This is a genomic window from Mannheimia pernigra (assembly GCF_013377995.1).
GTDB lineage: Bacteria > Pseudomonadota > Gammaproteobacteria > Enterobacterales > Pasteurellaceae > Mannheimia > Mannheimia pernigra.
Genome location: NZ_CP055305.1, coordinates 185,012 through 197,171, shown reverse-complemented (window position 1 = coordinate 197,171; position 12,160 = coordinate 185,012). Strand labels below are relative to the sequence as shown.

Sequence of the window (12,160 nt, the reverse complement as noted above, 5' to 3'; positions counted from 1 at the left end):
GCTACGGGAGCAGGTTGGTTGTAATATCAGTATCAATTAACAGGGTGTAGTCGTGTCCATCTACCTGTGTCGTGTACTGATTGTACTCCTGATTGCTCACTTTTTTGGTCTCATCTAACTTTTTGAACTCGTGGCTATTTTTGAGATTCACCACATCGGTACTGTCGCCTGCAATACGCAGTTCTGAACCTGTTGTGATTTTACGCAGCACATCGTTATCTAGCGTAATCTCCGTTTTAGCCCGAGCATCAGACATATTAATCACCTGAATATGCCCGCCTACTTTGTCGAAGAAACGATGCCAGTTTTCAGTCGTGTAGTCTTCGACTGATGTTGCTTGGCTGCCGTAGACGTTGTAATTAAATGTTTTGAACTCCTTACCGAGAGGGGAATCAAGTGTACCGATTTGAGTGCCTTGATTGCCCGCATTGAGGTAGACAAACTTCAAGATATTTGTCGGATTCTCCTCATTAGGGGCGACATATCTATAAACGGCATCACGTGAATTCGTAATGTGGTAGGTATCCACATGCTTGGTTTCGCCGTTATCCCATTGCTCATTACCATTACTATCTACAAAGGTGTAATCACGTCTTCCGAAATCATCATAGTTCCATATTGTATTGGTTTCTACACCTCTTGTATTTACATCCGTTACTTTATAGGCTCGTCCTTGGTCGTTGTAAGTATAGGCTCGCCAACTGTCGCCTGCCCCCAATTCTCCATCTAAATTATTGTCTCTTCCTTCTACGATAATTCGACCGTATTCATCGCGTTTAAAGATAGCGGTAGTATTGTTGGTATGAGAAGTATCCTTCGCTCTCAGACCATATACATCGTATTCAACGGTATTCTGTTTAGACAGATTGCCTTGGCTGTCAAATACGCGTCTTACTACCTCACGACCATATAAATCAAACTTATGGGTAGAATATTCATTAATTAATAATTCATCACCTGTGAAGTTGTTATCTTGACGAACAACTCTACCATAAACATCTCTATGATAAGTTTCTACCCGCTCAAAACCTTGTTTTGTCAAGTTCGTATCAAAGCTCCGCGTTGCTACGCGGTCATAGTTGTCATAAGTGTACTTATCATGAGCGATTCGATTAAAATAAACTCTAAAAGCACAATTATCATTCATATTGAGCTGATTGGTTTACCTATTCAGCTCCAACATTGAGCCTATTATTGATATGTTAAAAATCAATACTCAATTAAATAGCGGGTGCTTCGTCCTCCTTGTTCCGTTTTTCTTATCAGACCTTTTTCCAGTAAATCGGTTAAGTGACGTGTGGCAGTCGCTTTACTGACTTTGGCCACCTTTTGGTATTGTGATGCATTGATACCTAATTCAAACCCGTTTTCACCACCATCCAGCAAGCGATTTAACACTTTTTTTTGTTCTTTGTTTAGACTCAGCCCTCTATGTTTTAACCAAAAGCGACTTTTGGCAAGCAGTCGTTCGATTTGAACCAAGCTGCTTTCAATGCTTTCGATTAATGTAGTTAAAAACCAACTTAGCCATTGTGTGATATTAGGGCTACCTTTTTGGCTCTCTTCCAATAAGCGATAGTATTCATTCCGTTTTTGTAAAATGGTAAATGAAAAAGCGTAGAGCCTAATACTTTGTTGGTCTGCTTGCGTTAATGTTAAATCAGTTAATGCTCTCGCCAGCCTGCCATTGCCGTCATCAAAGGGGTGTATGGTTAAAAACCAAAGATTACATATACCTGCACGGATAAGGGGATCAAGTGAGATATCGTGTAGGCTAGAGTTGAACCACTCAATGAAACGAGATAATGCGACTTCCAACTCTTGGCGTGGTGGTGCTTCAAAATGTACTTTGGGCTTATCTAAGCGGCCCGAAACAACCTGCATCGGCTCTTCGCCACGTATTTCTCCAACTTTAATATGGGGTGTATGATAAGGAAACAACCAAAGATGCCATTGAGCTAAACGAGCAAAACTTAACGGCTGCTGCCAGTTCTCCAATACATCAATCATAATGTTACTGACACCTTCGGATCGGTCAGAAACAGGACAAGGGGTTTCAATTGAAATATTTAACTTGCGAGCCAACGATGACCTGACTGAGTAGGCATTGAGATTTTCACCTTCAATCTGTGAGGAGCTCAATATATTGCTTAATAAGGTATCTAGAGCCAGTTCCGAATCGCTGTATTCAATTTGACTGCTATACCCAATAAGTTTACCCAGTAACAACCAGCAACGGCGTAACTTGGGTTCCAACTTTGAGTTATCCCATGAAAACTCGGTCCAATTTGGGTATTGCCATATCCATTTGTAATTATCATATTGCATTATTCCTGTCCTTATAATAAAAAATTCAGTATTATAATCGTATCATTTTATAAACCAAATATGATAGCCAATCAGCTCAATATGAATGATAATTGTGCTTTTAGAGTTTATTTTAATCGAATCGCTCATGATAAGTACACTTATGACAACTATGACCGCGTAGCAACGCGGAGCTTTGATACGGACTTGACAAAACAAGGTTTTGAACGGGTAGAAACTTATCATAGAGATGTTTATGGTAGAACTGTTCGCACTGATAATGACATTGTTGGTCAAGGTGGTGATATTGATGGATACATTACTTATGAACGTGATATTTTCGGGCGAAATGAAATTGAAAAATCATATAGTAACGATCAATTAAATAGTCATACAGAGCGTAAATATGATTTATATGACCGTCAGGCTAAGCGAATTATCTACGATGTAGATGGGAAGCCAAGCCAAACTATTGAAACAAAATATAATGCTTATAATCGTCCAACAGAAATTTGGTTTGATCAAAATAGCAATGGGGTTTTCGATGGTAAAGAAGGCAAGCAGATTTATGAATACAATCCTGATAGAATCCATCTAGTTTTAAGTCGTACTGATATTTACGCTGATGGTAGAGAGTATAAAGGTAAATGGACTTACGATGACTTTGAACGCCGTATTGCCGTACATCAAGATGATAACGAAAACGGCAAGATTGACGGAAATGAATATAACTGGCAAATCTCTCATATAGGGGAAACACGTTTTATGGATATAATAAGGGAATACACAGGTACAACATTAAAAGTGGTCCGAAAAGTTCACTATGACAATAATAATGGTGCAATTGCCACTTTCAGAGGTAATGCTGAAGGTGTTTATCACACATTGAACTATGACGGATATGATAAACCTCGTAGCTCAAGTGAAGATTTTACCCAAGAGCATTACAATGAGCTATTCAAGCAGGTCGGCGGTAATCTTAAGGCTGTGAATTTTACTAATGATAAACATAGTACTCAGATCACTTTAGATAACAATGTGCTAGCGAAACTCACTAAGTCAACACCTGAGTTAACACTCACGATCAACGGTGACGCTACTGACACAGTCAAGCTCAAAGACTACGGTGAATTCACCAAAGCAGCAGAGACAGTGAAAATAGGCAGCAACACCTATGATAAACTGACCACTGACGTTGAGGGCAAAACCTACACGTTATTGGTGGATACCGACATCAAGCTCTTTGATGCTGCACACCCAGGGACGGAAATTATTTAAGCAAATAACCTTCCTTGCTGATTTGCCCCGCCACTCGGGGCAATACAAGCGGTTGATTTTTGCTGACAATGTGTAAAAAGCACCGCAACGCAGTCATAAAAAACCGCCTGACGAAGAAACATCGTCAGGCGGTTTTATTTTCAAGGTAAGCGGTGTAGTTTCTGATAGTCGCTTAGTCACTTAACCACTCAGTAACTCAGCTTCAGCTACTTTTGCAAATTGCCAGCAAAAACAGACCGCTTGTTATTGGCTACGGGAGCAGGTTGGTTGTAATATCAGTATCAATTAACAGGGTGTAGTCGTGTCCATCTACCTGTGTCGTGTACTGATTGTACTCCTGATTGCTCACTTTTTTGGTCTCATCTAACTTTTTGAACTCGTGGCTATTTTTGAGATTCACCACATCGGTACTGTCGCCTGCAATACGCAGTTCTGAACCTGTTGTGATTTTACGCAGCACATCGTTATCTAGCGTAATCTCCGTTTTAGCCCGAGCATCAGACATATTAATCACCTGAATATGCCCGCCTACTTTGTCGAAGAAACGATGCCAGTTTTCAGTCGTGTAGTCTTCGGTAGAAGAAATGACTGAGCCCCAAACGTTGTAAGCTAAATCAGTAAAATCTTTACCATTCCAAGCGTGTAACATACCTAATTTCTGACCTGCTTCACCTGCATTGAGGTAAATAAATTTCTCTATTTTAACTGGTGTGGTTTCGTCTTTTGCGAAAAACCGAGTGATAGTATCTTGATCATTTGTTTGACCGTGATAGGTGTTAATATGTTTAACATCATCACCATCAAATTTACCATTATTGTTCTGATCCCAGAAAGTAGAATCAATTCTATTCAGCTCATCATAGTGGTAGGTAGTTACTCTATCAGTACCATCTTTTATTCTGTCAATTGCTTTTTCAACAAGACCTTGATTGTTGTAAAAATGCGTTCTCCAAGTATCGCCCAAGTCAAATTTGCCGTTTAGATTATTATCTGCACCTATAGTAACAGTTCTGCCGTACTCATCATGCGTGGTAATATGTGAGAGATTGATTGTATCTTCATTAGTATAACTTGTGCGTTTTATTACACGATCATAAATATCGTGTTTAAGCTCCTGTTTTTGGGTTAAACGATCTTGGCTGTCAAATATACGTCTTACTACCTCACGACCATATAAATCAATCTTATGGGTAGAATATCCATTAATTAATAATTCATCACCTGTGAAGTTGTTATCTTGACGAATAATTCTACCATAAACATCTCTATGATAAGTATCCACCCGCTCAAAACCCTCTTTTTTAGAGTCTGTATCAAAGCTCCGTGTTGCTACGCGGTCATAGTTGTCATAAGTGTACTTATTTACAGTTTTAGGTTATTTTGTATACACTTATTCTTTTGACTTTGCTAAGTAATAAGAGTACCATTTCTGCACTTATCAAGAAAAATTAGGATAAATAAAATGATAACTCTCGCAAAGAATCAAGTAGTAACAACCAGCAAAATTGAATTTGTTGAACAAAACCGCCCATCTGAAGAACAAATCTTTTTGATGAGAATTCTGAACGGTGAAATTACCTTCAAAAGTAATGAAGAAGTGCTGGAAAACCTACGAAAAAGATTAAAGCTAGATAAATAGTGATGAAAGTTGATTATATTGTTCAGTGGTCTAATGAAGCAGAAGAACAACTTAATAAAAAAGCTGACTATATAGCAGAGCAAAGCAGTAGAGAAATAGCGGCTAATTTCTTTGATGATATTAAAACCACTGCAGAAAAACTGTCATATATTGCTGGAGCATATAACGATGGTAAATTCCATAAATTTCCTGTATCTAAAAGGCGAAAACCTCATTCTGTGAGATTTATTGTTGTTGGAGATTTTATTTTAATTAGTGAGTTTATCCCTGCGGGAAAGAATAGCTAAAATGGTACTAAAAGCTCGTTTTTTGACGAGCTTTTCTTTTTAGGACTGTATTTTGAAAAGTATTATACTTAAATAGCTTGGAATCATTTGAATAAAAATCACTCAATTTTCTAATGATAAGTACACTTATGACAACTATGACCGCGTAGCAACGCGGAGCTTTGATACGAACTTGACAAAACAAGGTTTTGAGCGGGTAGAAAACTACACTTATGACACATACGGAAGTATCATTGATACAGCCACCGATGTTGCTGGTGATAACATCGCAGTCAATAGCCGTACGACCAGTGAAAGAGATGAGTTCGGTCGTGATAAAGTGGTTCGTAATTTCCAAGCAGATGGAACATTGGTCTGGAAACGGGAGTATGAATACAATGAGTATGATGCACTTACAAAAGAAACTCACTATTCATCTGAAACCAGAAAGAATTCCATCCATACTTATAGCCGAGATGAGTTTGATCGACCTGTAATAGGATGGGATGATAAAAATGCCAACGGTATTTTTGATGCTGGTGATGTCAAATATAGTTTGAGTTTCTCTAATGATGCTAGATCATTACTTATGAGACGCAAAAATACTGTAGTTGATATATCAGGTAAAGAAACATCCCAAGACTTCAATTATGTTTACAATGAAAAAGTCCGGGTTAGAGAGTTTATTGATCTTAACAATAATCAAAAAGCTGACTCTAATGAACTTGTCACGCACATAACCTACACGGACGATACTGGGTTATTTGTGAAAAAATTCGAATATAGCTATGGATTAGATAAAAAGAACATATTTGAATCTTGGCATTTTATCTTCCCTGACGCTGGTACAAGAGGCGTTCAAATCGCAGGTATTCGCACAGATATAGCATCTGGGGAAACCTATATGAGCTATGGGGTTCACGGTTCTCACTATTCTACAAAAGATGACTATACGTCGAGTAGCTGGAATAAATTATTCGATGAGTATAAAAGCAAACTTGAAGCCATTTATCTCACCAATAATACTGCTAATACTATATTAACAGTAGATAACGACGTTATTGCGAAAATCGCCAAAAACCAAATGCTACGTATTAACGGCGATGCAACCGATACTGTCCGTCTGAAAAACCACGCTGAGTTTAAAGAGATTGAAAATGTGAAACAAGGTAAAAATGACTACAAACAATACACCACCGAAGTGGACGGTCAGCAATATACCCTATTGATTGACACCGACATCAACGTTGTATTGGCGTAGCTTTAGCTCACAATAAGCGGTCTGTTTTTGCTGATAATTTGCAAAACGCCGCTTAAGATAAAACAAAACCTGTTACCGATTGGTAACAGGTTTTTTTACCCTTTATTCAGCCTAAATCCGCACTAAATTCATTAATGGTTCAAAAGCATAAAGGGCAGATTTTCTGCCTGCTGCTTCTTCTTTAACGGCTAAAACACCTGTTTCCACCAACAGTTTGGTAAAGCGAGTGGCGGTTGTACTTGGAATACCACTTCGTCCAATAAATTGGCTATTTCTAAAAATTGGATTGGTAAAAATAAAATCCTGTGCCATCACTGCATATTTTGAAGAGAGAGTATCAGCAAAAATAGCCTTCATTGTTTCATAAAGTTTTTGGATACTTTCAGCAATCATCAAATTATGTTTTGCTTGTACTTCTACAGCATTCAAGAAAAAAATAATCCACTCATTCCAATCACCAGTTTGTGAAACCAGCCTCATTAAATCAATATAGCTGTTTTTATTTTGTTCAAAATAACCACTAATATAAAAATGTGGGGCAGAAATTAGCTTAGAGTGCCATAACATTAGCGTAATCAACATTCTACCAATTCTACCGTTGCCATCTTGGAATGGGTGGAGTGCTTCAAATTCCAAATGGCTGACGGCTGTTTTAATTAAAATATGGTCATTATTTTGCTGAATATAGTCAAAAAGTCGGTCTATTCCTTCTTCCAGTTTTTCTGGAGAGATTGGGATAAACAATACACTTCGCCGAATGGTGTCTGCTAAAAAATTTTGCTCTTTCTTAAATTCGCCTGGACTTTTATTTGCCCCTCTTCCCACCGATAAAAGCTGTTGGTGCATTCCTTTTAGTAAAGATTTAGACAGTGGATAGCCATCTAGCATCGCTTTTTGCGTGTTTTTTAACGTGCGTTGATACAGTACTGTTTCAATAATATCGCGTCTCACATTCAAGCTATATTCATTTTTTCCTGCTGTTTCAGGATAATCCGCCTCATATTGCAAAATCTCATCCATTGTGCTGATTGTGCCTTCCATACGAGAAGAAATCACCGCTTCCTGATTGCGTAATGGGGCAAGCAAAATTTCGCTATTATGCATATTTTTAAGCATTTGGTCGTAGCGAGAAATCGCTTCAATCGCATTTGCTAGGGCTGGAATGATTCTTTGGTAAGCGATTTCATCGGGTGGAAATTTCCCATCGTGATATTTCACCGCATTTTCAATGTTGATATTGTGCATTTTGTTCCCCATTTTTAGTAATTTTTAGTTATAAAAGCAAAATTGTGCCTCATTTATGCAGCACAAACAAGTTTGTTATTCACTTTAATGGTTTTTTGGTTGATAAAATAAGTTGTAATGAATTTATGCGAGACAAGTGATTTTGTTATCTATATTTATATGCTTTTGGGTAACAAGCTCAAATGGCGTATTAAGTTTAATCCGTTTTTGGTAAAGTGTTGATAAAAAAACCACCTTACAGAAAACCTATAAGGTGGTTTGAGTTAATGTGGCTATACTTTTGCAAATTATCAGCAAAAACAGACCGCTTATTGTGAGCTAAAGCTACGCCAATACAATGTTGATGTCGGTGTCAATCAATAGGGTATATTGCTGACCGTCCACTTCGGTGGTGTATTGTTTGTAGTCATTTTTACCTTGTTTCACATTTTCAATCTCTTTAAACTCAGCGTGGTCTTTCAGGCGGACAGTATCGGTTGCATCGCCGTTAATGAGTAGCTTTCGAGTGCTACTTTTACCGCTCAGTTTTACTAAGGTGTCGTTGTCGAATGCAATATCCGTGCTTTGCGTCGCATTGCTGAGATTGATTTCTCTCAATGTTCCGCCAATTTGCTCTAACAATGGTTCGAATTTACTGTCAGTATAATCTTCAGTTGAAGAACTAACAGGGGCACCGTTGCCTCCATTATATGCCCAATTTTTGAATACTCGTTCTCCATCAGCGTAAAGTGTACCTAAAGATTGCCCTGAATAACTATAATGCAGTTTGAGCACATCAACGAGCTGCAGCCCTTCTTCCATATTTGGTTCACCAAAGGCAACGCCATTGCTCTCTTGTTTACCCTGATAACGTTCAAAGTAATCAACTAGACTACGACTACCTTCAAAATACTGACGAACGGAATAAGTATCACCCTTTTCAATCGTGCCATTGTTATTTTTATCAAATAGAGTTGCAACGTGGCGATCAGTTTCATCATAGTAAAACTTAACATTCAATTCAGGTGAACCGTTGGCGTATTTCTCAATGCGGCTGATTAGTCTACCATTAGCAGGATCACGCGTTAGAATATGCTTTGTCTCATTACCATCAAATTTACCGTTGTAATTGTTATCTGTCCAATGAATGGCTTGGCGATTATACTCATCACTTTCCGAATTAAAAATTCGTGATACTTGATTTTGAGCATTATAAGAGGTTGTTTTGGTTGCATCTCCATATTGATTGTATTCTTTAGTTTGATGTAACTCAAATGAACCCTTATCATCACTATAAGTCTTTATGTCTGTGGTACGCCCGAAAATATCAGACTCATAAGTTGTATAAGAATCAATCTTACCACCTTGACCAACAATGTCATTATCAGTGCGAACAATTCTACCATAAACATCTCTATCATAAGTTTCTACCCGCTCAAAACCTTGTTTTGTCAAGTTCGTATCAAAGCTCCGCGTTGCTACGCGGTCATAGTTGTCATAAGTGTACTTATCATGAGCGATTCGATTAAAATAAACTCTAAAAGCACAATTATCATTCATATTGAGCTGATTGGCTATCATATTTGGTTTATAAAATGATACGATTATAATACTGAATTTTTTATTATAAGGACAGGAATAATGCAATATGATAATTACAAATGGATATGGCAATACCCAAATTGGACCGAGTTTTCATGGGATAACTCAAAGTTGGAACCCAAGTTACGCCGTTGCTGGTTGTTACTGGGTAAACTTATTGGGTATAGCAGTCAAATTGAATACAGCGATTCGGAACTGGCTCTAGATACCTTATTAAGCAATATATTGAGCTCCTCACAGATTGAAGGTGAAAATCTCAATGCCTACTCAGTCAGGTCATCGTTGGCTCGCAAGTTAAATATTTCAATTGAAACCCCTTGTCCTGTTTCTGACCGATCCGAAGGTGTCAGTAACATTATGATTGATGTATTGGAGAACTGGCAGCAGCCGTTAAGTTTTGCTCGTTTAGCTCAATGGCATCTTTGGTTGTTTCCTTATCATACACCCCATATTAAAGTTGGAGAAATACGTGGCGAAGAGCCGATGCAGGTTGTTTCGGGCCGCTTAGATAAGCCCAAAGTACATTTTGAAGCACTACCACGCCAAGAGTTGGAAGTCGCATTATCTCGTTTCATTGAGTGGTTCAACTCTAGCCTACACGATATCTCACTTGATCCCCTTATCCGTGCAGGTATATGTAATCTTTGGTTTTTAACCATACACCCCTTTGATGACGGCAATGGCAGGCTGGCGAGAGCATTAACTGATTTAACATTAACGCAAGCAGACCAACAAAGTATTAGGCTCTACGCTTTTTCATTTACCATTTTACAAAAACGGAATGAATACTATCGCTTATTGGAAGAGAGCCAAAAAGGTAGCCCTAATATCACACAATGGCTAAGTTGGTTTTTAACTACATTAATCGAAAGCATTGAAAGCAGCTTGGTTCAAATCGAACGACTGCTTGCCAAAAGTCGCTTTTGGTTAAAACATAGAGGGCTGAGTCTAAACAAAGAACAAAAAAAAGTGTTAAATCGCTTGCTGGATGGTGGTGAAAACGGGTTTGAATTAGGTATCAATGCATCACAATACCAAAAGGTGGCCAAAGTCAGTAAAGCGACTGCCACACGTCACTTAACCGATTTACTGGAAAAAGGTCTGATAAGAAAAACGGAACAAGGAGGACGAAGCACCCGCTATTTAATTGAGTATTGATTTTTAACATATCAATAATAGGCTCAATGTTGGAGCTGAATAGGCAAACCAATCAGCTCAATATGAATGATAATTGTGCTTTTAGAGTTTATTTTAATCGAATCGCTCATGATAAGTACACTTATGACAACTATGACCGCGTAGCAACGCGGAGCTTTGATACAGACTCTAAAAAAGAGGGTTTTGAGCGGGTAGAAACTTATCATAGAGATGTTTATGGTAGAACTGTTCGCACTGATAATGACATTGTTGGTCAAGGTGGTGATATTGATGGATACATTACTTATGAACGTGATATTTTTGGGCGAGATACCATTTCAAAGTCATATGCTAACGGTCAATTAAATCGTAATATAGAGAATAAATATGATGTATATGACCGTAAGCTTAAGATAATTTACAATGATGTAAATGGCGTTCCAGATCAAACTATTGAGAGAAAATATAATGCTCACAATCTCATAACGGAAATATTTTTTGATAAAAATAACAATGGGATTTTCGATGGTAAAGACAATAAGCTGAGTTACGAATACAATACCAATGTAATCCATTGGGTTTCAAGTCGTACTGATATTAATGCTGCTAATGGTATAAAGGTAAAAAGTAAGTGGCGTTACGATGATTTAGATCGCCGTATTGCTACACATCAAGATGTTAACGAAAACAACAAGATTGATGAAAATGAAAAGAACTGGAAAATCTCTTATATCGGGCAAACAAGTACAATGGATACAATATATGAGTATATAGGCACAACATTAAATATAGCCCGAAAAGTTCACTATGACAATAATAATACTGCAATTGCCACTTTCAGAGCTGATGCTGACGGTGTTTATCGCACATTGAACTATGACGGATATGATAGACCTATTAGCTCAAGTGAAGATTTCACCCAAGAGCATTACAATGAGCTATTCAAGCAGGTCGGCGGTAATCTTAAGGCTGTGAATTTTACTAATGATAAACATAGTACTCAGATCACTTTAGATAACAATGTGCTAGCGAAACTCACTAAGTCAACACCTGAGTTAACACTCACGATCAACGGTGACGCTACTGACACAGTCAAGCTCAAAGACTACGGTGAATTCACCAAAGCAGCAGAGACAGTGAAAATAGGCAGCAACACCTATGATAAACTGACCACTGACGTTGAGGGCAAAACCTACACGTTATTGGTGGATACCGACATCAAGCTCTTTGATGCTGCACACCCAGGGACGGAAATTATTTAAGCAAATAACCTTCCTTGCTGATTTGCCCCGCCACTCGGGGCAATACAAGCGGTTGATTTTTGCTGACAATGTGTAAAAAGCACCGCAACGCAGTCATAAAAAACCGCCTGACGAAGAAACATCGTCAGGCGGTTTTATTTTCAAGGTAAGCGGTGTAGTTTCTGATAGTCGCTTAGTCACTTAA

The 12,160-nt window shown here is 38.1% G+C and carries 13 protein-coding genes; 6 read left to right on the top strand and 7 right to left on the bottom strand.

What is annotated here, in order from left to right; all coding sequences use genetic code 11:
• Position 1: 1 nt before the first annotated feature.
• A complete protein-coding gene (locus HV560_RS00940) occupies positions 2-1,147 on the bottom strand; it encodes a hypothetical protein (RefSeq protein ID WP_176811958.1) in 1,146 nt (381 codons plus the stop codon).
• 62 nt (positions 1,148-1,209) lie between these two features.
• Positions 1,210-2,328: a Fic family protein gene (locus HV560_RS00935; protein ID WP_176809309.1), complete on the bottom strand. Its 1,119-nt coding sequence runs from the start codon at positions 2,326-2,328 to the stop codon at positions 1,210-1,212.
• A 60-nt stretch (positions 2,329-2,388) separates the two neighbouring features.
• On the opposite strand from HV560_RS00935, the gene HV560_RS00930 reads away from it, so the two are divergent.
• Complete coding sequence (locus HV560_RS00930) at positions 2,389-3,585, top strand: hypothetical protein (RefSeq protein WP_176811957.1); 1,197 nt, start codon at positions 2,389-2,391, stop codon at positions 3,583-3,585.
• On the opposite strand, the gene HV560_RS10425 is transcribed toward HV560_RS00930, so the two are convergent.
• Both HV560_RS10425 and HV560_RS00925 read right to left on the bottom strand, forming a co-directional pair.
• On the bottom strand, positions 3,582-3,707 hold the full coding sequence (locus tag HV560_RS10425) for a hypothetical protein (RefSeq protein WP_256437766.1): 126 nt from the start codon (positions 3,705-3,707) through the stop codon (positions 3,582-3,584). The two genes, HV560_RS00930 and HV560_RS10425, sit on opposite strands and share 4 nt — an antisense overlap.
• Positions 3,708-3,835: 128 nt before the next feature.
• Positions 3,836-4,867: a hypothetical protein gene (locus tag HV560_RS00925; RefSeq protein ID WP_176811956.1), complete on the bottom strand. Its 1,032-nt coding sequence runs from the start codon at positions 4,865-4,867 to the stop codon at positions 3,836-3,838.
• Positions 4,868-5,047: 180 nt separating this feature from the next.
• Here HV560_RS00925 and HV560_RS00920 point away from each other — a divergent pair, with 180 nt between their 5' ends.
• The 3 genes from HV560_RS00920 (at position 5,048) to HV560_RS00910 (ending at position 6,751) form a co-directional block, all read left to right on the top strand.
• Positions 5,048-5,224, top strand: coding sequence for a hypothetical protein (locus HV560_RS00920; protein ID WP_176811870.1), 177 nt, complete (start codon positions 5,048-5,050; stop codon positions 5,222-5,224).
• 2 nt (positions 5,225-5,226) lie between these two features.
• Positions 5,227-5,511: a type II toxin-antitoxin system RelE/ParE family toxin gene (locus HV560_RS00915; RefSeq protein ID WP_176812812.1), complete on the top strand. Its 285-nt coding sequence runs from the start codon at positions 5,227-5,229 to the stop codon at positions 5,509-5,511.
• Between the two features lie 172 nt (positions 5,512-5,683).
• Entirely contained in the window at positions 5,684-6,751 is a 1,068-nt protein-coding gene (locus HV560_RS00910; protein ID WP_176811955.1) for a hypothetical protein, read from the top strand.
• 111 nt (positions 6,752-6,862) lie between these two features.
• Here the strand turns inward: HV560_RS00910 and HV560_RS00905 are convergent, their stop codons facing one another.
• Both HV560_RS00905 and HV560_RS00900 read right to left on the bottom strand, forming a co-directional pair.
• Positions 6,863-7,996 (bottom strand): Fic family protein, encoded by a 1,134-nt coding sequence (locus HV560_RS00905; RefSeq protein ID WP_176811954.1) that lies wholly within the window; start codon positions 7,994-7,996, stop codon positions 6,863-6,865.
• Between the two features lie 324 nt (positions 7,997-8,320).
• Positions 8,321-9,556, bottom strand: a complete 1,236-nt coding sequence (locus HV560_RS00900; RefSeq protein ID WP_176811953.1) for a hypothetical protein — start codon at positions 9,554-9,556, stop codon at positions 8,321-8,323.
• Between the two features lie 60 nt (positions 9,557-9,616).
• On the opposite strand from HV560_RS00900, the gene HV560_RS00895 reads away from it, so the two are divergent.
• Positions 9,617-10,735: a Fic family protein gene (locus HV560_RS00895; protein WP_176811952.1), complete on the top strand. Its 1,119-nt coding sequence runs from the start codon at positions 9,617-9,619 to the stop codon at positions 10,733-10,735.
• A 26-nt stretch (positions 10,736-10,761) separates the two neighbouring features.
• Positions 10,762-11,976 (top strand): hypothetical protein, encoded by a 1,215-nt coding sequence (locus tag HV560_RS00890; RefSeq protein ID WP_176811951.1) that lies wholly within the window; start codon positions 10,762-10,764, stop codon positions 11,974-11,976.
• Here HV560_RS00890 and HV560_RS10420 read toward each other — a convergent pair.
• Positions 11,973-12,098 (bottom strand): hypothetical protein, encoded by a 126-nt coding sequence (locus tag HV560_RS10420; protein ID WP_256437766.1) that lies wholly within the window; start codon positions 12,096-12,098, stop codon positions 11,973-11,975. The genes HV560_RS00890 and HV560_RS10420 overlap by 4 nt on opposite strands.
• Positions 12,099-12,160 lie beyond the last annotated feature (62 nt).

What these genes read in the sequence shown, in the direction of transcription:
- HV560_RS00920 (WP_176811870.1), top strand. Translation starts at nt 5,048, where the DNA reads ATGATAACTCTCGCAAAGAATCAAGTAGTAACAACCAGCAAAATTGAA.
- HV560_RS00890 (WP_176811951.1), top strand. Translation starts at nt 10,762, where the DNA reads ATGTTGGAGCTGAATAGGCAAACCAATCAGCTCAATATGAATGATAAT.
- HV560_RS00895 (WP_176811952.1), top strand. Translation starts at nt 9,617, where the DNA reads ATGCAATATGATAATTACAAATGGATATGGCAATACCCAAATTGGACC.
- HV560_RS00915 (WP_176812812.1), top strand. Translation starts at nt 5,227, where the DNA reads ATGAAAGTTGATTATATTGTTCAGTGGTCTAATGAAGCAGAAGAACAA.
- HV560_RS10420 (WP_256437766.1), bottom strand. Translation starts at nt 12,098, where the DNA reads ATGTTTCTTCGTCAGGCGGTTTTTTATGACTGCGTTGCGGTGCTTTTT.
- HV560_RS00900 (WP_176811953.1), bottom strand. Translation starts at nt 9,556, where the DNA reads ATGATAGCCAATCAGCTCAATATGAATGATAATTGTGCTTTTAGAGTT.
- HV560_RS00905 (WP_176811954.1), bottom strand. Translation starts at nt 7,996, where the DNA reads ATGCACAATATCAACATTGAAAATGCGGTGAAATATCACGATGGGAAA.
- HV560_RS10425 (WP_256437766.1), bottom strand. Translation starts at nt 3,707, where the DNA reads ATGTTTCTTCGTCAGGCGGTTTTTTATGACTGCGTTGCGGTGCTTTTT.
- HV560_RS00935 (WP_176809309.1), bottom strand. Translation starts at nt 2,328, where the DNA reads ATGCAATATGATAATTACAAATGGATATGGCAATACCCAAATTGGACC.
- HV560_RS00940 (WP_176811958.1), bottom strand. Translation starts at nt 1,147, where the DNA reads ATGAATGATAATTGTGCTTTTAGAGTTTATTTTAATCGAATCGCTCAT.
- HV560_RS00930 (WP_176811957.1), top strand. Translation starts at nt 2,389, where the DNA reads ATGATAGCCAATCAGCTCAATATGAATGATAATTGTGCTTTTAGAGTT.